This window comes from Gottfriedia acidiceleris (assembly GCF_050457485.1).
Classification (GTDB): domain Bacteria; phylum Bacillota; class Bacilli; order Bacillales; family Bacillaceae_G; genus Gottfriedia; species Gottfriedia acidiceleris_D.
Map to the genome: position 1 here is coordinate 25,319 of NZ_JBCMJM010000018.1, position 20,866 is coordinate 46,184.

The 20,866-nt window shown below is 32.3% G+C and carries 20 protein-coding genes; 2 read left to right on the plus strand and 18 right to left on the minus strand.

The window, feature by feature from the left end:
• Positions 1–839 precede the first annotated feature (839 nt).
• On the minus strand, positions 840–1,847 hold the full coding sequence (locus tag ABEY15_RS19430) for a DUF2515 family protein (protein ID WP_429891746.1): 1,008 nt from the start codon (positions 1,845–1,847) through the stop codon (positions 840–842).
• A 94-nt stretch (positions 1,848–1,941) separates the two neighbouring features.
• Between ABEY15_RS19430 and recU the strand changes: the two genes are divergently transcribed.
• Both recU and ABEY15_RS19440 read left to right on the plus strand, forming a co-directional pair.
• On the plus strand, positions 1,942–2,553 hold the full coding sequence (gene recU, locus ABEY15_RS19435) for a Holliday junction resolvase RecU (RefSeq protein WP_429891747.1): 612 nt from the start codon (positions 1,942–1,944) through the stop codon (positions 2,551–2,553).
• Positions 2,554–2,603: 50 nt separating this feature from the next.
• Positions 2,604–5,318 (plus strand): transglycosylase domain-containing protein, encoded by a 2,715-nt coding sequence (locus ABEY15_RS19440; RefSeq protein ID WP_429891748.1) that lies wholly within the window; start codon positions 2,604–2,606, stop codon positions 5,316–5,318.
• Positions 5,319–5,419: 101 nt separating this feature from the next.
• On the opposite strand, the gene ABEY15_RS19445 is transcribed toward ABEY15_RS19440, so the two are convergent.
• The 17 genes from ABEY15_RS19445 to ABEY15_RS19525 all read right to left on the minus strand — a co-directional run bounded on the left by ABEY15_RS19445 (position 5,420) and on the right by ABEY15_RS19525 (position 20,736).
• Positions 5,420–5,923 carry a YpoC family protein gene (locus tag ABEY15_RS19445; RefSeq protein WP_429891749.1) on the minus strand — a complete coding sequence of 168 codons (504 nt, stop codon included), beginning with the start codon at positions 5,921–5,923 and terminating at the stop codon, positions 5,420–5,422.
• A complete protein-coding gene (gene nth / locus ABEY15_RS19450; protein ID WP_429891750.1) occupies positions 5,913–6,575 on the minus strand; it encodes an endonuclease III in 663 nt (220 codons plus the stop codon). The genes ABEY15_RS19445 and nth overlap by 11 nt, the downstream gene beginning before the upstream one ends.
• A 227-nt stretch (positions 6,576–6,802) precedes the next feature.
• Positions 6,803–7,513, minus strand: a complete 711-nt coding sequence (locus tag ABEY15_RS19455) for a DnaD domain protein (protein WP_429891751.1) — start codon at positions 7,511–7,513, stop codon at positions 6,803–6,805.
• A 284-nt stretch (positions 7,514–7,797) separates the two neighbouring features.
• Entirely contained in the window at positions 7,798–8,985 is a 1,188-nt protein-coding gene (locus ABEY15_RS19460) for a pyridoxal phosphate-dependent aminotransferase (protein WP_429891752.1), read from the minus strand.
• Positions 8,986–9,000: 15 nt separating this feature from the next.
• Complete coding sequence (locus ABEY15_RS19465; protein WP_429891753.1) at positions 9,001–9,465, minus strand: DUF5590 domain-containing protein; 465 nt, start codon at positions 9,463–9,465, stop codon at positions 9,001–9,003.
• A gap of 11 nt (positions 9,466–9,476) precedes the next feature.
• Entirely contained in the window at positions 9,477–9,647 is a 171-nt protein-coding gene (locus tag ABEY15_RS19470) for a YpmA family protein (protein ID WP_082459338.1), read from the minus strand.
• Between the two features lie 107 nt (positions 9,648–9,754).
• Positions 9,755–12,544, minus strand: a complete 2,790-nt coding sequence (dinG, locus tag ABEY15_RS19475) for an ATP-dependent DNA helicase DinG (RefSeq protein WP_429891754.1) — start codon at positions 12,542–12,544, stop codon at positions 9,755–9,757.
• A 158-nt stretch (positions 12,545–12,702) separates the two neighbouring features.
• Positions 12,703–13,086, minus strand: coding sequence for an aspartate 1-decarboxylase (gene panD / locus ABEY15_RS19480; RefSeq protein WP_025671415.1), 384 nt, complete (start codon positions 13,084–13,086; stop codon positions 12,703–12,705).
• 26 nt (positions 13,087–13,112) lie between these two features.
• The gene (gene panC, locus ABEY15_RS19485) at positions 13,113–13,958 is read right to left on the minus strand and encodes a pantoate--beta-alanine ligase (protein ID WP_429891755.1); all 846 of its coding nucleotides are present in this window, start codon (positions 13,956–13,958) and stop codon (positions 13,113–13,115) included.
• The gene (panB, locus tag ABEY15_RS19490) at positions 13,955–14,797 is read right to left on the minus strand and encodes a 3-methyl-2-oxobutanoate hydroxymethyltransferase (protein WP_429891756.1); all 843 of its coding nucleotides are present in this window, start codon (positions 14,795–14,797) and stop codon (positions 13,955–13,957) included. The genes panC and panB overlap by 4 nt, the downstream gene beginning before the upstream one ends.
• Positions 14,798–15,178: 381 nt before the next feature.
• Positions 15,179–16,162, minus strand: a complete 984-nt coding sequence (locus tag ABEY15_RS19495; RefSeq protein ID WP_429891757.1) for a biotin--[acetyl-CoA-carboxylase] ligase — start codon at positions 16,160–16,162, stop codon at positions 15,179–15,181.
• Positions 16,147–17,340, minus strand: coding sequence for a CCA tRNA nucleotidyltransferase (locus ABEY15_RS19500; RefSeq protein WP_429891758.1), 1,194 nt, complete (start codon positions 17,338–17,340; stop codon positions 16,147–16,149). Before ABEY15_RS19500 ends, ABEY15_RS19495 begins: the two co-directional genes overlap by 16 nt.
• Position 17,341: 1 nt before the next feature.
• Positions 17,342–18,472, minus strand: a complete 1,131-nt coding sequence (gene bshA, locus ABEY15_RS19505; protein ID WP_429891760.1) for an N-acetyl-alpha-D-glucosaminyl L-malate synthase BshA — start codon at positions 18,470–18,472, stop codon at positions 17,342–17,344.
• A gap of 30 nt (positions 18,473–18,502) precedes the next feature.
• A complete protein-coding gene (gene bshB1 / locus ABEY15_RS19510) occupies positions 18,503–19,204 on the minus strand; it encodes a bacillithiol biosynthesis deacetylase BshB1 (protein ID WP_429891761.1) in 702 nt (233 codons plus the stop codon).
• A gap of 20 nt (positions 19,205–19,224) precedes the next feature.
• Positions 19,225–19,587, minus strand: a complete 363-nt coding sequence (gene mgsA, locus ABEY15_RS19515) for a methylglyoxal synthase (RefSeq protein ID WP_248268913.1) — start codon at positions 19,585–19,587, stop codon at positions 19,225–19,227.
• A 14-nt stretch (positions 19,588–19,601) separates the two neighbouring features.
• Positions 19,602–20,405 carry a 4-hydroxy-tetrahydrodipicolinate reductase gene (gene dapB / locus ABEY15_RS19520; RefSeq protein WP_429891762.1) on the minus strand — a complete coding sequence of 268 codons (804 nt, stop codon included), beginning with the start codon at positions 20,403–20,405 and terminating at the stop codon, positions 19,602–19,604.
• 1 nt (position 20,406) lies between these two features.
• Positions 20,407–20,736: a nucleotide pyrophosphohydrolase gene (locus ABEY15_RS19525; RefSeq protein ID WP_429891763.1), complete on the minus strand. Its 330-nt coding sequence runs from the start codon at positions 20,734–20,736 to the stop codon at positions 20,407–20,409.
• Positions 20,737–20,866 lie beyond the last annotated feature (130 nt).

Consider the following 20,866-nt stretch of genomic DNA (forward strand, 5'->3'; position numbering starts at 1 on the left):
CTAATTTTCTAAATTTTCTTTACAAAATAAATTCAACAACAGTTCATCTACCTCCTTCCCTAGTGACAAAACTAGAACTATTTCGCTAAACAAAGTGAATAAAGGTATTTTCATCTATAATTTCGACAAAAAAACTTGTAACGTGGAACAGAATTGGGAAAGGTATATTACATGGAGGTGTTTCAAATGGCAAAAAACAAAAATGAAAAAAAGAAAAAACAAGAAAAAAGTAAAAGTCAACAAACTGGTAATCCAAAATTAGATGGTCCTAATTTCCCTGCTACATAAACATTGGGAACCACTCGATTTTGATTGACATTCTTCTATTGAAAAATCGATTTCAAAGTAAAAAGCTAGCATTTGTGTGCTAGCTTTTTCTGAGTGTTGAAATATAAATTGGTCAATAGGTAAAAACAGACATTAAATGAACATTTATTTAATGATGAAATTATCATTTTTTGGATGATCTATTAATGGTTTTAAATGTTAATATGTTTGAGCAATTTTATGATTCCAATAACACTACTTATGATTTTTTTCAGAAGTTAAAAATATATGAGCTAATTTTTAGAAAAACAAATTCAATTGATTAGTTTAATTAAAGTTCGATATTAATTGACCTACAAGCTGATTAATATACAGGTATGTTACTCTAAGTAAAGGCTATTTGATTAGGATTTATTGCAGACTTTTTTTGATTGAATAAGTTGATTGNNTCTCGCCCCATGGAAAGCGAGCAACCCGTAGTGGAAATCAACAACATTAAACTCCTTTTACGAAAATTTGGTCATTAATTGACAAGGTTTGTTTTTCAATAGTGTGAAAAAAAGCTAACATTTTTATTGAAAGAACGATTTCAATTTTAACAATGAACCAAGCAGCTCTTGCTTTATTAAAAAAGATTGCTTAAAACTATCTCCATTAATAACTTCCTCAAATTCATACCATCCATTTAAAATTTTACTATTTGTATACCAATCATCCTCAACAGTTCGTGTGTGAGGAATTATTGGATAAACATCTCTTAATTTCGGATTATTTGAACTTGTAATTCCAACTAACCCTTCATAATCACTTCTACTACCTGTGTGAATAGTTTGCATAGCAAAATCAATAAATTCATTGTATAAATCCTCATGAAATAAAATTGAATATAATTGTTTACCAATTTGAATCCTTTTCGTTAAATCTTCAAATTGGTAAACACCGAGTCCATATAGTTCACCATTTCTTGTTGGAAATATAACATAACTAAGTTTTAATTGTTCTTGAAGTTTAAATGCTAAAGAATTAAAAACTTCACTTTTAAAAAATTTATTTTGGATGACTGGTCTTTCAATCATATTTTGTTCATTAATGATCAATGAATAAACTAATCTTTTCTTTTCACGATCCGTCCAAAATTTCTCCCATTCAATTTCCATAAAACTAGATACTGAAAAATATTTCAATAAATAGAAAAATGGCTTATTATTCACTTTTGAATATTCAAAAAGAAGTAACTGTGGAAATGCATCTAAAAAAATAATCCAATTTGCCCGTTCATACGTCATAAAAAGCTGTTTTCTTTGTTTTATACTTAGTCCTTTAACGAAGATTTGGTTTTCCAAATCTGTCATGTTGTAGCCTGCATTACGTGACACCATACTTGCTAAAAAAGACCACTCTATTTCACTTTGTCTTAAAAAATATTCTTGGTATGCAATCGTTCTGGAAATATTATCAGCATTATATTTAACTGTTTCTTTCTTTATTAAATTAATAAGTTTTGCTTCTTCCTGTGATAAATTGTGAGCTTCTCTTCTTTCTTTTATGAAACCTTTCCAGCTTTCATGGTTTGCATTCATTGACTCACCCCAAGCAATCTGGTATTTTTTTACACGAACATCTGTTTTAGTGCTATAATACGAGATGTATGTAAATTAATGTGGAGTTGGTTTTATGACAATAAGTTACCCAAATCGAAGAAATAATGTAGTCCAAAAAAGTCAAAAAAATAACGAAATACAAGTAAAACCAAATAATACTTATAGTAATCGCGGAATGTCCCTTGAAGATGATTTAAATGCTACTAATACGTATTATTTATCAAATAACATCGCAAACATACATAAAAAACCAACACCTGTACAAATCGTAAAAGTAGACTATCCAAAAAGAAGTGCTGCAGTTATTAGAGAAGCCTATTTTAAGCAACCATCAACTACCGACTATAATGGCATCTATAAAGGGAAGTATATTGATTTTGAAGCTAAGGAAACCAATAATAAAACTAGTTTTCCTTTACAAAATTTCCATTTACACCAAATAGAGCATATGGAAAATGTACTGAATCACGGTGGAATTTCGTTTGTCATATTAAAATTTTCATTATATAATGAAATTTATTTTATGAAAGCAACTGATATTCTTACCTTTTGGAAAAGGCAAACAGATGGTGGAAGAAAATCAATTTCTAGAGAAGAATGCAAAGAGTATGGAACGTTACTTAAACCAAGTTATCCAATCATTGTTCCTTACTTAAAATGTATCGATGAACTTTTTGTAATTTAATATTTTAATAATTTCATTAAGTTCATTTGAAAGGCAGGAGAAACAAAAAAATGGCAAAAGAGTATAGTTCACGACAAGAACGAAAACAAATGGAAATGGAAAAGCCTTCAAATGTCAAACCAAAAAAACGTGAAGGTTTATGGAAAAAGATTACTTTATCAATATTAACTTTAGCGGTACTTTGTATTCTTGGTGGAGTTGGAACTTTCTATTATTTAGTAAGTGATGCACCTAAACTTGATGAATCAAAGCTTAAAGTACCTTTATCGTCTACGATTCTAGATAAAAATGGGAATGTTATTGCTGAGCTAGGAACTGAACAAAGAACGAAAGTTTCATATAACGAGATTCCTAAAGTAGTAGAAGATGCATTTATAGCTACTGAGGACGTACGTTTTTATAAGCATAAAGGTGTTGATATCCGCCGTGTGCTTGGCGCAGTTTTAGCTAATATTACTGGTGGATTTGGATCACAAGGTGGTAGTACAATTACTCAACAAGTTGTCAAAAACTCATTCTTGTCTCCACAAAAAACAATTAAACGTAAAGTACAAGAATGGTATTTATCATTCCAGCTTGAACAAAAATATTCTAAACAACAAATTTTAGAAATGTATTTAAATAAAGTTTACTTCTCAAATGGTTTAAAAGGCCGAGGGGTTTATGGTGTAGCAAAAGCAAGTGAAACATATTTTAGTAAAGATTTATCGAAAATTACATTACCTGAAGCAGCTACACTTGCTGGTATGGTACAAAGTCCAAATAACTACAATCCAGCAAAACATCCAGCTGAATCAGAAGCAAGAAGAAATGTTGTATTAAGCCAGATGAAAAAATATGGATATATAACTAATGAACAATATGCTAATGCGAAAGCAATTCCAGAGAAATCAATAGTTAAAGTTCATGAAAGTGGCCAAACAAAGTATCAAGCATTCATTGATGTCGTTATGGATGAGGTAAAAAAATACGGTGATGCAGATATAAATACAGATGGATTAACAATTGAAACAACTTTAGATCCAAAAGCACAGGCTAAAGCAGATGAAATTATTAATCGCGGATCTGATTTTTATCCTAGTGATGATTTCCAAACTGGTTTTGTATTAACTGACACTAAAACAGGTGAAATTAAAGCTGTAGGTGCTGGAAGAAACACAACAAGTGGTGGTCTAAATTTTGCAACAGACATTAAAAGACAACCTGGATCAACTATTAAACCAATCCTAGACTACGGTCCTGCGATACAATATTTAAAATGGTCTACTAATCATCAACTTGTTGATGAGCCATATCAATATTCTGATGGGACACCTATTCGAAACGCTGATAAATCATATAAAGGTAAATTATCGATTCGTAAGGCGTTAATCGGTTCAAGAAATATTCCTGCATTAAAAACAATGCAGCAAGTTGGATTAGATAAATCACGTGAATTTGGTAACGGACTTGGATTTAACTTTCAAAAGGACAGTTTTTATGAGTCTCATGCAATCGGTGGATTTACCGGTGTATCTGCAATGGATATGGCAGGTGCATATGCAGCCTTCGGTAATGGCGGTGTATATATAAAACCACATGCTGTTACAAAAATTATCTATCAAGATAAAACTGAAAAAGTATTAGCTCCTGAACCAAAACAAGCAATGAGCGATTACACTGCATATATGATTACAGACATGCTACGTGACGTTGTTAAGGCTCCAGGTGGTACGGGTGGTAGAGCTAATGTACCTGGACTTGATATGGCAGGTAAAACTGGTACTACAAACTATCCACAAGAAGTAAAAGACAAATATGGCTTCCCTTCAAACGCAACTCGAGATAGTTGGTTTGTTGGTTATACTCCAGATGTAACGATTTCGGTTTGGACTGGTTATGAGAAAAATAAAGAAGGTCATTATTTAAGTAAAACATCAACAAATTTAGCTAAATATATTGCTAGAGATATGTTAGCAGCAACAGCTGATCGTTCGTCTGAGTTCCATAAACCAAGTTCAGTTGTAAAAGTACAAGACGAATTATATATTAAAGGTGAAAAAATGGATGATCTACCAACACCAGATACGTTAGATCCAGCTAAAAGTGTTACAGCGAAATATGATGAAAAAACGAGCAGTGTTTCGTTAAATTGGCAGTATCCTGCTGAGTTACTTGCTTCTACTACTTTTGAAGTAAACTATGATATTAACGGTGTTAAAGGCCAAACTCAAAAAGTAAATGGAACATCAGCAAAAATTAATGGTATCGTAGCAGGAAACAAAGTAAAAATTACGATCGTAGCAACTAATGGCGAAACCAAGAGTGCTGCGGTTACTGTTACAGTCGATTTAACTACTACCAAAGAGCCTACTACCCCACCGGCTGATAATAACGGTAATGGCAACGGTAATGGCAATGGTAATGGTAATGGCAACGGTAATGGTAACGGCAATGGTAACGGCAATGGTGACGGCACTGGCACGGGTACTGGTGACGGCACTGGCACGGGTACTGGTGACGGCACTGGCACGGGTACTGGTGACGGCACTGGCACGGGTACTGGTGACGGTACTGGCACGGGCACTGGTGACGGTACTGGCACGGGTACTGGTGATGGTGATGGTGGCGGAACTGGAGATGGTAATACAAATCCAACTACTCCACCTACTACGCCAGATCCAACTAAACCATCAAAACCAACTAATACGAATCCAACTTCGTATAACACAGATTCATACTCTAATAATCGATTTAATAAGTTGGAACGTAATATTATTGCATAAATTAAAAACCTCCTCGTTTTTTGAGGAGGTTTTTCTATGTAATTAATCTAAACATTGGAGCCTAAGTATAATCAATTTACTCTAAATCTAAAAAAGCCTCCTCATCTTGAGGAGGTTATTTTTTGCTTATAATAAAGCTTTTCCAACTCTGTATATAAGCCCGAAAGTTGAATGAATGAGTGATAGTGATCTGGTTGATTTAATAAAAAATTAATACGCTCGTCTAAATTGATTGGCTTAATTTTTAATTTATCTAACTCAAGTAATAAATTATTTAAATTTAGCAGCATTTGGCCATTTAACCATGTAAGTATTGATATAAAATTAGCTAATCCTCTTATCATCGGCTCACTCGCAAGTTTTCGATTCCGTTGTTTAAAGTAATTAGAAATGTGTTCAGATTCCTCTTTCCATTCATTAAACATCTCTTTAATAATTTCATCACTTTCATTCGGGATGTTAGAGCTCTCATTAACTAGAATCTGATTGCTTTCATAAAAAAACGGTTTATTTTTTATTTTAAGTTCTTCATTGATTATTTGTTCATTGCCATTTGCTTTATAAAATGGCGTAACAATAAAATCCTTATAAATATTATTTGTCATTTACTTTCTTCACTTTCATTCGTTTTTTTCCTTCTCTACACATATCAAGTAAAGGACATACCTCACAACTCGGCCTTTGAGCTTTACAATGGTATCTACCAAAAAATATGAGTCGATGATGAGTTACTCCCCAGTCCTCGATTGGAACTTTTTTCATTAATGTCTCTTCTACTTCTAAAACAGAATCTTTCCAACGGCATATAGCTAATCTTTTTGAAACTCTCTCAACATGAGTATCTACTGCGATTGCTGGAATATTAAATGCGACTGACATTACTACATTAGCTGTCTTTCTACCAACTCCAGGCAATTTTACAAGCTCTTCTCTAGTACGTGGAACTTCTCCATTAAATTCATTAATAATCATTTCACTTAATTTTTGGATATTTTTTGCTTTGTTCCTGAAAAGACCGATTGATCGAATATCATTTTGTAATTCCTCTAAAGAAACTTTTAAATAATCCTGAGGTTCTTTATATTTTTCAAATAGATTTTTTGTCACTTTATTTACTAAAACATCAGTACATTGAGCGGATAAAGCAACCGCTACTACTAATTCAAACGGATTCTTATGGTTTAATTCACAATGTGCATCGGGGAACATATCACCAATTATATTAAGAACCTCATTTATTTGTTGTTTATTTAACATCTCAAAACACTCCTTACTAAACAAAAGCGAGGAGCATGTCCTCGCTTCAGACTGCCCGCCAACCGCTCGCTTTCTTCGTTGTTCCACCTGACTGTGGTGCTCATTACCGTTTAAAGGTAACTCCGCTCCTCACCAGGCTTCACGCCTCGAAAGACAAACGCTTTCAGACATTCTGTTCAAATTTTTGTACATTGTTTACACAATAAAGCGAGGAGCATGTCCTCGCTTTATTTTTCAAGCCAATTATAAAAAGGAATTGATCCTGTATACTTTGTTTCGTTTTGTGGTTCCCTTGTTTCTTTCTTTCTAAAATGCTTACTATAATTCATTGCTTGGTCTACTTGCTTTATTCCATTTTTCTTCCACTCAAAAAGAATTCGATCTATATAACGAAAATTTAATTTCCCACTTATGACAGCTTCTTTAAGTGCAGTTTTTATTAGTTTTTCATTATGATCATCTTGGTCCATCCACATTGTTAAAGTTTCAATCTCGAAAGGTGACAATAATCTACCAAATTCTTTTTCAAACACTAAGTAAATTGATTCCTCTTCTTGTTCAATAATTGAAGGAATAGTATGTTTTTCATTTGATTGTTGACCATTCTGGGTCAAATCAATTAATTTTAACCATAACGGAGAAAGTGAATACGCCTCACATCGTAAATTATGATGGTCAATTTCTTCTGTAATTTCTAATAAACCTTTTTTTAGAAGTTCTCGAATAACTTCCATACATTTTTGTTCATTTATTGACATAATCTTTGCTAATTGAGTAGGTGTTGGAAACGTATGACCTTGTTGTTGAAAAGAGTAAAGCTGTAGAATCATGACTAGTTCTTCTTCACTTATGTTTAAAGAAGAATAATGACTGAGAAGTATATTTGGAATACTAATATTCCCAAATTGAATCCAGTTTAGAATGCTATTATTATTCACTTCGAACACCTCTAGCATAGTATAGCATGATTACATAAAATATACAGTAAAAGAAACTCGTGAAATAAAAATAAATAGAGGCATGTAAATCACACCTCTATTTTAGTATATCTATTTAGTATTTAAAAAACCAACTAATAAATTATTTAATTAAGGATATAGTCTGTTTAATAAAGATGGAATACTTTTGCTTAGTGGTGCTTAAAATTCTAACAAATATTGAAAAAAGCTAAGCAAATGCTTAGCTTCAGTGTTTAAAAATATGTGTTTTCAACTGATTGAAATTAACTTAAGATACTTGCTTTCATAAATTGCTCAATGCGATCTAAAGCTTTATCTAACTGTACTTGAGATGTTGCATATGATAGGCGGATATTATCAGGTGAACCAAATCCTGAACCAGGGATTACCGCTACATTAGCTTTTTCAAGTAATTCAGTAGAGAATTCATCTACATTTTGATATCCAGCCATTTTAGCTGCCTCAGTCACATTTGGGAATAAATAAAATGCACCATTCGGTTTAACACAGCTAAATCCTGGAATTGTAATTAAACGCTCGTACGTTTTATTTAAACGATCTTCAAACGCTACTCTCATTTCTTCAACAGGACCATCGCCTAACTCATATGCTTTAATCGTAGCTATTTGAGCCATTGTAGTAGGATTTGAAGTAGAGTGACTAGCAAGATTTGTCATGGCATTAATTATTTCCTTATTACCAACAGCATAACCAATTCTCCATCCTGTCATTGAATGAGATTTTGATACACCATTGATAATAATCGTTTGCTCTTTAAGCTCTGGGCTTAATGAAGCAATTGAAACATGTTTTGCACCATCATATACTAATTTCTCATATATTTCGTCAGAAACGATTAATATATCATGTTTTAAACAAATTTCTCCGATTGCTTTTAATTCTTGCTCATCATAAATCATACCAGTTGGATTACTTGGTGAATTAATAATGATCGCTTTTGTATTCTCTGTAATCGCTGCTTCGATTTGATCAGGTGTTACTTTAAATTGTTGATGTTCATACCCTTCAATAAATACTGGTACACCTTCTGCTAATATAACTTGCTCAGGATAGCTTACCCAGTAAGGTGTCGGAATAATTACTTCGTGACCTGGATCTAAAATCGCTTGGAAAAGTGTGTAAAGTGCATGTTTTGCACCATTTGTTACAACAACCTCTCCTGGAGAATAGATTAATCCTTGATCTTTCAATAACTTATCACAAATGGTTTTTCTTAAAGCTGGTAAACCGTTTGAAGGAGTATATTTAGTTTGGCCTTTAAGCATTGCTGAATAAGCTTCTTCAATAATTTCAACTGGTGTATTAAAATCAGGTTCACCTGCTCCTAATCCTATTACATCAATTCCTTGATCTTTCATCTCTTTTGCTTTTGCTGTAATAGCTAGTGTTGTAGATGGTGTTAGTGCACTTACTCTTTTTGCTAGTTTCATCTTGTTAATTTCCCCCTAAATACTATAACGTTTTAAAAGCTCTCCATTTTCGAAAGCAGCGTAGTAAAAATTATATCGGCCGTTTTGGTCTATATATACTACTTCCCAAAGTGGTATTTTGTTCTCTATTCCTAACTTTACTTTATGTATTTTTTTTGGGTTTCTTTCACTGACTACTTTGTCAATGATTTGTTTTTGAGTCAATCCTTCACTTTTCTTTCGTGTAATAACTTCTCCATCCTGTACCCACGCGATCATTTCATTATTTGCATCATCTTTACCACTTACAACGATCGCTTGTTCTTTTCCATGGAAATAATCAGATGTTTCCACAGATTTTAAATACCCTTGATTTAAAATAAGCTCTTCGGCATGTTTTTTATCATCATTTAGCTTTGAAATTGATGATTGATATGTGGCGATTAAAAATAATGAAAGAAAAATGATGCTTAATCCAAGGATGACTAACCATTTTTTCATATATACCTCATTTATGTTCGATAAATTGTAAATACCGCATATTCTTGATCTTCTTTATCAAGTGCAAGTCCAAACATTAAATCTTTTTCTTTTAAAGTACGATTTAAACTATCAACAATTTTGTATAAATCTCTAGTATATTCAATTTTTGTTGTTGATAATACTTCAATATTTGAATTCATGTTGCTCCTCCTAAAAATGTATTATAAATACATTACAATTTATGTCATTATACCACACGTCTAACCTTAAATCCCCTACTATTCTCATGCTAAATTTTGAAAAACTACTAAAAATCTTTTAATAATTCATCAATTGTATTAATTTTTATTTTGTTTTTCGGGATTAACTTTAAAAATTCTGATCCATAACTAGTATTTATTATGCGATTATCTAAAACAAATAATGAACCTTGATCTTTTTCATTTCGAATTAGACGACCATAACCTTGTCTAAACTTAAATACTGCTAATGGTAAAGCCAAACTTGAGAAAGAATTTTCTCCAGCTTTTTTTAATAAATTTGATTTAGCAATAAACATAGGCTTTTCAGGGTTTGTAAACGGTAAGCGTACAATGATTAAACAATCTAATTCTTCATTAGGTAGGTCAATTCCTTCCCAAAAAGTGTTCGTACCTAATAAAATTGTTTGTTTAGATTGTAAAAACTGTTTTATTAACTTTTGTTTTCCTCCAGGAGAAACACCTTGAGCTAATACAGATGAATTCAGTGAGTCTAAATCTTGTATTAATTGATCATAAGTCTGTTTTAATAAATCAAAAGCTGTAAATAAAACTAATGTTCTACCTTTTATTTCCGAAACAATTTTTCGAATTGTATTCGAAGTTTGTAATGCGTACTCTTCTTGTGTAATCTCTTTTATTCCCATTAAATCTGATGGAATATACACTCTCATCCCCTGGGCAAAATCAGTTGGGACAGGGTATATTTTTTCAATGACATTAATATTTTCACTAATTCCTAATGATGACTTTATAAATGAGAAGGATGAATCAATCGACATCGTAGCGGATGTAAGTACAATAGAATTTCTTTCACTAATTAAATAATTTTGTATTAAATCTGCATTTTCAACTTTCTCACTATAAAGCATCGTTGTATGAAATGAACCTTTTGCTTCAGTTTCCATCCAGCAAATATAATGATCATTTTTATCGAATAATATTTCATAAAGACCATTTTTCATGTTTTTTAATTGGTCAATAATCATTTTAAACTCCGTTACGATTGAACGGTGAAACGCTGATACCTTATTATCTTCAATTAAATTCAAATATTGCTCGCAACCCGTGAATAAAGTGTTATTCACATGCATTAATCTATTTGCACATTCTTGAATAACCTTCCAATTTTGGCTAGCAGTATTTTTATCACTTAATGTAATTGACTGTCTAATGTTTTCTTTATCAAGTTCATTTTGTTTACTTAAAATAAAATCACGTAATAACCTAAATAACTCTTCTGATTCATACTTTATTTCTTTTACTAAATGATCAACTTTTTTCCACCATTTTTCACGATTTGGTATTCCCTCATCAAATTTATATAATCGGTGTACAAGTTCATTACTATCAGTAGTACTTAATCTACTTAAATATTGATAATATTTTAAGCAAGAGAAAGTGATTCCAAAAGTTTTTGATGCTGTCTCCTCAAGAGCATGCGCCTCATCAATTACAATCGTTTTGACAGAATTAATTAAGTGATCTTTATTTTTTAAAGTAGACAATAAATATGCATGGTTTGTAATAATTATATCGGCTAACATTAATTGATTTTTAGCCTTTTGATAAAAACATTTATGAAACCAAGGATTTGTTCTTTTATTTTCACTTTCTTCGTTACAACAAACACGCTCCCATAAATGTACGCCACCTGAAGGAAGTGATAATTCATCTAATTCTCCATTTTCAGTTTCAGTTAACCAAACTGTTATCATAGCCTTCGATAAAATACTATCGTAATTATCATCAAATTGTTCTCCAACAATATATTCAAATTTTTGCAGACATAGATAATTTCTTTTACTTTGTATAGAAGCTATTTTCAACTGAAATGGAACTATTTTTTCAATTGTTTTTATATGTTTTTTAAGTAATTGTTTTTGTAACGAGATGGTGCTTGTACTGATGACCACTTGTTTGCCAAATTGTTTTGAGAAAAATGCTGATGGAATTAAATAACCAAATGTCTTGCCTACTCCTGTTCCAGCCTCAGCTAAGAGAATATTATTCTGGCTAAATGCATCGAATACATCGTGCATATATGCAAACTGTTCATCTCTTTTTATAAAATTTGGAATTTCCACAGCCATCTGATCAACAAGTTCACGTTTAAGATGCTCGTCGAATTCTACGAAATCTTCTTCCTCTTGAGGTAAACTAAATCTTCTTTTTTTAAGAGCTATTCGTCTAAATTCTTCATAATCAACAGATTCATTTGAAAATGACTCAGATTGCTTTTGAAGTAAATCCGAAATATAGTATGTAATGTCACTTTTAAAACTAGTGCTAAGTTTTTCTAATATTTTTAATGATGCATATGGCAAGCTCTCAAGTTTTTTTAATAAAATTGTTAATAATTCGGCAGTTACTTCAGCATCACTATCAGCTTGATGAGGGTTTTCATGTTGTATATTGAATACTTTTGCTAAATCAGATAATTTATAACTAGTTAATGTTGGATATAAAATTCTTGTTAACTCAACTGTATCAATAGCTAACGGAGAAATTTTTGGTAAACCAATCCGCTCAAATTCTTTTTGCAAAAATGTTAAGTCAAAATGCACATTGTGTGCAACAAAATAGGCGTCATTAAACATCGGGTATAATTCTTCAACTATTTGTTCAAATTGAGGAGCATATTGAACCATTTCATCTGAAATCCCTGTTAGTTCGGAAATAAAGGTTGGAATATTCATATTTGGATTAATAAAACTTGAAAACTGTTCAATAACTTCTCCACTTTCCAATAAAAAGGCTGCAATTTGAATAATTCGATCTTGACCTCTATTATTATTTCCGGTTGTTTCTAAGTCAACGACCACAAATTTATTCATATTTTGCCACCTCCAAATTCTCTATATAGATATTATTTTGCATAAACAGATTAAACAATACAACCAACAAAAAAATCCCCTAAAGAAGGGGATTTCAAATTGCCCTCAAACGCTCGTTTTCTTCGGTGTTTCACTTGTCTGTTAAATACTTTGACTTTTTACTTAACTGTTCCTGCAATTTCTTTGCCAATCATTTCGACAATTTCATTTGCATCATTTAAAATAGCAATCTTTGGTTCATGTTGATCCAGTTTCTCTTCCTCTACCTGACCATATGCAATAATAATTACTTTGTCGCCTTCTTGGACCAATCTAGCCGCTGCACCATTAAGACAAATTACACCACTTCCACGTTTTCCTGGAATAACATATGTCTCAAGTCGTGCACCGTTATTATTATTTACAATTTGAACTTTTTCGTTTTCAAGTACATCTACAGCATCCATTAAATCTTGATCAATTGTAATACTTCCAACATAATTTAAATTAGCTTCTGTAACTGTAGCTCTATGAAGTTTTGCTCTCATCATTGTGCGAATCATGTCATTTCCCCCTAGTTGTTCAATCCTTAAATAGAAATTAAAATATTATCGATTAAGCGAGCATTAGAAAATTTTACTGCTAACGCAATAATTACTTTTCCATTTATTTTATTTAAAGGCTCTAAATCTGGATAAGAATAAATACTTACGTAATCTACTGTTCCAGATGTTTCGCTTTGTATTGTAGAAATAATATTTTGTTGCAGTTGATCTGGATTTAAATTCCCATTTTTTATATCTTCAACTGCTTTTTGTAAACTTTTAAAAAGAACTGGTGCTTCTTGTCTTTCTTTGTCTGTTAAATAGACATTTCTAGAACTTTTAGCTAATCCATCTTCTTCTCTAATAGTTGGAACTGGATTAATTTTTACAGGAATATTAAAGTCTTCAACTAAACCTTCAATTACAGCAACTTGCTGAGCATCCTTTAATCCAAAATAAGCCTGGTCTGGTTGAACAATATTAAATAATTTTGTTACAACTAAAGCAACACCATCAAAATGTCCAGGTCTTTTTTCGCCACAAAGGACATCTACTCGTTTTGTTACTTTCATTGTTGATTTTAATTCATTTGGATACATTTCTTCAACTGTTGGATAAAAGAGGCAATCTACACCAGCATTTAGTGCAACTTTTTCATCTCTTTCAAAGTCCCTTGGATATCGATCAAAATCTTCATTTGGGCCAAATTGAGTCGGATTAACAAAAATACTTAAAACGACGATATCATTATTTTTTCTAGCTTCTTCTAATAATGACGCATGGCCTTCATGTAAAAACCCCATCGTTGGAACAAATCCAATCGATTTTTCATTTTTTCTGTGAATTTTCAATTCATTTCTTAAATCATTTATCGTGTGAAACACTTTCATTGCGAACTTCCCCCGTATAATGCCTTTAACTGTTCTTCTTTCATCGTAAACGAATGTTTAGTATCTGGAAATTGTCTAGTTTTAACTTCTTGTACATATGAAGCAATTGCATTTTCAATTGTTGTAGATACATCTGCATACTGCTTAACAAACTTAGCTACTCGACCAACACCATATGTTATTAAATCATGGTAAACAAGTACTTGACCATCTGTATCAACACCGGCACCTATTCCTATTGTTGGAATGGAAAGATCTTTAGTAATATCCTTTGCAATTTGCTTTGGTACACATTCAAGTACGATTGCAAATGCTCCTGCTTCTTCACATTTTTTTGCATCATTAAACAATTTCATCGCACTTTCAGAGTCACGTGCTTGAACTTTATACCCACCTAATACACCTACAGATTGAGGAGTCAATCCTAAATGAGCTACAACTGGTACTCCTGCGATTGTTAATGCTTTAATCACTTCTAAAACATTTTCATCCGCGCCTTCAACCTTAACAGCGTGCGCATCACCTTCTTGCATAATGCGACATGCACTACGTAAAGCCTCTTCTTTTGAAAAGTGGTAAGACATGAATGGCATATCTGTCACAATAAACGTATTTTTTGCCCCGCGCTTAACTGCTTTTGAGTGATGAATCATGTCATCTACAGTAACCTTAATTGTAGAATCATATCCTAGGACAACATTCCCAAGTGAGTCACCGACTAAAATCATATCTACTTCACTAGCTTCTGCTAATAGTGCTGAAGGGTAATCATAAGCAGTAATCATGACAATTGGGTCATTATTTTGTTTCATGTTTAAAAAATCTTTTGTTGTTTTCATCTTTTTTCCTCCTTTTAAATGAAGAGGAAATGGGGGCTACAATAAAAAAACTTTGCTCAAAAGAGAACAAAGGAAAATTGTAAACCGTCTCATTCCTCTGTCCCAGTCCCTTATAGGATCAAGGCAGACACATTTTTAGAATTGATTTTTTAAAACCTGGTGTAGTTCTTCTTAGGATACTAAAGTTTGATTGACCCTATTCAGATACCACCCTTGAAGTATCAGCGATAGTCGCGACCCTTCCACTACAGTTTATAGTAAGAATAGCAATTAAGTAAAGAAAAAACTTGGTATTATTTACAAATATACGTGACAATTATACAGCAAATAAAATAACTCTCCTTCAAATATAAAAAGAGAGTTGTTTTATTTAGTATTAAATTATTTATTTATCGAAATATCCGCTGAATAAATTGTATGAACATTACCTAAGTGGTCTTCAATTAATAATTGACCTTCATCAGTAATTCCAATGGCATTACCGACAATTTCTTCGGTTAAAGTCGTGGCTTTTATTTGTTTCCCTAACGAAATTGCATAGCTTTCCCATAAAATTTTTATCGGTTTAAATCCTTTTTCTAAAAATATTTCATAGAACTTTTCAAATTCAGCTAAAATAGCTTGAATTAAATTAGCTCTCATAAAGGTTTGTCCTTTTTCAATACGTAATGATGTAGCGATATCTGACAGTTCTAATGGGTAATCTTCTTCAACTTGATTTACATTGATCCCAATACCTATGACAACGCTTTTAATGCAATCAGCGTCACCTTGCATTTCAGTTAATATTCCACAAACTTTTTTATTATTGATTAAAATATCATTTGGCCATTTTATATTGGGATGTAAACCGGTCACTTTTTCGATTGCTGAAGCAATGACTACAGCTGTTAATAATGTTAGCTGTGGTGCTACTCTAGGTGAAATAGCTGGTCTAAGGATAACACTCATCGCAATTGCTTTTCCATCTGAAGTTAACCAGTTTCTTTGTAATCTGCCTCGACCTAATAATTGACGCTCAGCCAAAACGATCGTACCTTCTGGAGCATCATTTAGCACTAATTCATTAGCTATCGTTTGGGTTGAATTAGTTTCTTCTTTGTATACGACATTTCTTCCGAATTTTTTCGTTTCTAAACCAAGTTGAATATCCGTTGGAGTTAATCGATCAGATTTGCCTGTTATTTTATATCCAACCTTCCTAACTGCTTCAACTTCAATTCCCTCATCTTGCAATTCTTTCATGTATTTCCATATTGCAGTACGTGAAATTCCTAATTCATCACTCAAAAATTGACCTGATAAATATTCATTACTATTTTCCGTAAACAATTGTATAATTCTTTCTTTTACTTTTGAAGCCAATTTATGAACCACTCCTTAACAGCAAGTTGGTTATTCTCAAGCTGGTTCTCTACTAATTGAAATTCTATTTCACTTAATACTTCTTTCAACCATGGACCACCTTTTAATTGTGACCATTCTAATAAATCATTACCTGTTATACATATATCTGCCTTTGAATAAATCGGTAATTGATTATATAAAGTCTTTAATAAATCCTCATTAAATTCATTTGCATCTATCTTATCAATGACACACTGTAAACGTTCATATTTTATTGCATCCGGTAATCCAACTTGATATAACTTTGTATTGCTCCATTTAATTTCCGTTTCATTTAACAAATTATATATCTTTAATATTTGTTTCATGCGACTATTCGACATCTTCCAATTTCTTAAAACCTGTTCTGGGTTATCAAAATTACATTTATATAATATTAGCGCCCAAATCTCTTCAATTGTTTTTAATGATTGAATAGGAAGTTCTAATAGATCATTAAACTGATTTGTAAATTCTTTTAAGCTTGGAAGATGATTTACTAAATTTGTTTGTATTAATAGTCCGATGCCTTTTTTAGGCGACTTTCCTATTAACATTTTTTCTATTTCAACCGAAATGCGTTCAATCGCTATATTTTCAATTAAATGTTTATTTGATTTAATTGCGTTAAACGTTTCATCATGTAAACGAAAATCTAATTGGCTTACAAACCGTATACCTCTTAGCATTCTAAGAGCATCTTCTTGAAATCTTTCCTTAGCTTCACCGACACATCTAATTAACCCATCATAAAGATCAATTGTACCATTAAAAGGATCTATTATTTCATTTTTTGTCGTCATAGCAATGGCATTCATTGTAAAATCTCTTCGTTTTAAATCTTCTTCGATTGATTTTACGAATGTAACCTCCGATGGTCTACGAAAATCATGATATGTTGATTCAGTTCGGAATGTTGTAATTTCATATGGCTCACTATTTTGTATAACTAAAACCGTTCCATGCTGTAATCCGGTAGGAACTGTTTTTGGAAATATTGACATAACCTCTTCAGGTAAAGCTGAAGTTGCAATATCAATATCTCCAATTGTTCTATTTAATAATTTATCTCTTACACAACCGCCGACAAAATAGGCCTCGAAGCCATTTTTTATTAATTTATCTAATATCGGCTTTGCTTTATCAAAAATTTCCATATTATTTCATTCCTAATAACTCATTATAAATGGATAAATATTGTGAAACGATTTTATTTGATTGAAATCTTTCTTTAACAATTTCAATCGCGCGACTTGATATGCGTTTATATAGTTCTTCATCTTGTAATAAGTTGAGTGTATAATAAGCGATTTGTTCAATATCTCCAAGTTCACAAATAAATCCGTTTTCTCCATGTTCGATTACTTCTGGAATCCCACCAACTCTAGTACCGATACATGGAACTCCACAAGCCATCGCCTCAAGTAATACTAAACCAAAGCTTTCTTTTGACGAAAGAAGTAATTTTATATCGCTCATTGAAAGTAACTCTTCAACATTTTCTTGCTTTCCTAAAAATAAAACATCATCCTCAATACCAAGCTCTCTTACTAATTTACATAAACTTGAGATTTCCGGACCATCACCAACTAATAATAACTTGGATGGTATTTCTTTTCTTACTAAGTTAAATACATCTACTACATCTTTTGTTCGTTTAACTTGGCGGAAATTAGAAATATGTATAATGACTTTTTCATGCTCCCTAATCCCGTACTCTGCTTTTAATGCCCGGCAATTTCTTTTGTAATACACTCTTTCATCAATAAAATTATACACAGTTTGTAATTCTTTATCAGGGTTAACTAATTCCTCAGTTTGACGTATTAAATCATTTGAGACCGCAGTTACAACATCTGATTTTTCAATCCCGAACTTAATTAACTCTGTTAAAGATGAATCATAACCAAGAACTGTTATATCTGTACCATGTAATGTCGTTACAATTTTAATATCGTGATGAATCATTTGTTTTGCTAGAACAGCACATATTGCATGCGGAATCGCATAATGTACATGTAAAATATCTAATTTTTCACGGTTTGCAATTTCAGCCATCTTACTCGCCAATGCTAAATCATATGGAGGATATTGGAAAACTGAATACTGATTTACTTCAACTGCATGATAATAAATATTAGGATATACTTTATTTAAACGAAACGGCATACTTGATGAAATAAAATGAATTTCATGTCCTAGTTCTGCTAATAACTTTCCTAGCTCAGTCGCAATCACACCAGAACCGCCTACTGAAGGATAACATGTAATCCCAATTTTTAATTTCATTTTATCTCTCCTAAACTTCTTCATTTCTTCTTAAACTAACCAATCTGCATTTAAAAGGAGTGGTCTCTTTGTCATAAACCCTTCCCCATATGGCACTCCAGCTTCTTTCCCAAAAATTTTCTCTCTAGCAATTACGCTATTTACATAGTCATTTGTTAATGGCGTAACTACACCATCTGGACCCGGAGTAAATTGACTTTCATATGCTTCTAAAGCTGCTCTTTTGACTTCAATCGTTTCTGAAACATCAACTATAAAATTAGGTCGATGAAACCCATTAATCATATATTGAAAAACGTATTTTACCTTGTGAGCTTCATGATTTGTATTTACATTAAATTTTCTAATCCCAGATGAAAATACAGCTTCTTCTACTATTTTTGTACAATTACCATGATCAGGATGACGATCCACTTCATATGGCGAGAAAATAATACTAGGCTTCGTCATTCGAATTAAAGCAGCTACTTGTTTAATCGCTTCCTCAGATAAGTATAGCCCCCTATCTGGTAATGATAAATTAAAACGCTTTGAAACCCCTAAAATCTTATCTGCTTCTTCAGCTTCTTTTCTTCTAATAAAAGTATCCCCATTTGATGAGAGCTCCGCTTCAGTTAAATCACAAATAGCAACCTTATAGCCTAACTTAGTAAACTTAGCAATCGTGCCTGCCATTCCAATCTCAACATCATCTGGATGCGCTCCAAATGCTAGTACATCAAAATATTCCACTTATCTCACTCTCTTTCAAACTAACTAAAAAATTTCACAACTGCCTTAGCGGTTTGAATGTTCGTTGCCACCGGGACATGAAAAACATCGCATAGCCTTAATAAAGCATTTACATCTGGTTCATGCGGTTGAGCAGTTAATGGATCCCTAAAAAAGAAAATCGCGTCCATTTTCCCTTTAGCAATTAATGCACCTATTTCTTGATCTCCTCCGAGTGGACCAGATTGAAAACGATAAACTTTTAAAGCTGTATTTTCCATTACACGTAGTCCTGTAGTACCTGTTGAAAATAGTTCATGCTGCTGAAAAAAAGATTCATTTTCTTGAACGAAAGTTACTAATGCGTCTTTTCTCTTATCGTGAGCAATTAGAGCTATTTTCACTACCTACACCACCTTTAGTCCATTATATTTTCTAAACCGTAGACTAGCTCTGTAAGCTTCATTACTTCCTCAACGGCTACTTTAACTCCAGACATAAAAGAAGCCCGATTCATTGAATCATGTCGAATTGTTAATAGTTGACCATCTCCACCAAATAAAACTTGTTGATGCGCAACTAACCCAGGTAATCTCACGCTATGAACTCTCATTCCATTTAGATCAGCACCTCTAGCTCCTGCTTCAGTTTCAACTTCATTTGGATGTCCTTGTACTTTCGATTCACGAACTTCCTCAATCATTTGAACCGTTTTAAGAGCTGTACCTGAAGGCGCATCTAATTTTTGGTCATGATGTAGCTCAATGATTTCGATATCTTTAAAATATTTCGCTGCCATTGCAGAGAACTTCATCATTAATATAGCACCAATTGCAAAATTTGGCGCAATAATACAACCTAGCTCATTATTTGAAGCTAACTCTTTTAAATCATCAAGCTCCTCTTTTGTAAAACCAGTTGTACCTATTACAGGACGAATACCATTTTTTAATGCTAAAAATGCATGTTTTTTTCCAATTTCAGGTGTTGTTAAATCAACAAGTACATCGAAGCTTTCATTCTCAATACATTGCTCTAATGTTTCATATATTTTTGCTTCACCTTTAAAGCCGGGGCTAACCTTTTGGATTTGTTCTCCACCTAATTTATAATCTACTGCAGCTACAAGGTGAAAATGCTCAGTTCGATCAATTAATTGTAAAGCTTCAATTCCCATTTTACCTCTTGGTCCTGCTAAGACTACTCTAATTACTTTTTCCATTTTAAACTTCCTTCCTTGTCCAACGATCTTTATCTCGAGTATTAAACTTCTTCATCACCATATCATGTGCTTCTTGCAAGTCTATATTTAAGCTATTTGCTAAACAAATCATAACAAATAATACATCACCTAACTCTTCTTCAATTAGCTTTTCTTCTTCAGTATTTTTCTTAGGCTTTTCACCATATGTATGATTGATTTCTCTAGCTAACTCACCCATTTCTTCAGTTAACCTAGCCATCATTGCTAAAGGACTAAAATACCCTTCTTTAAATTGACCTATATATGTATCGACTTCTTTTTGCATTTCTTTCATCGTTTTTTCGTGCATACTAATATCAACTCCTCAATTAAATCTTATCGAATTGACCACTTTTTGACAAATTATATATTATTTTACTTGAAAAAAATACAAGATAAGATAAAAATAAGAGTTTAGGGTAATTTTTATAGTATGGAGG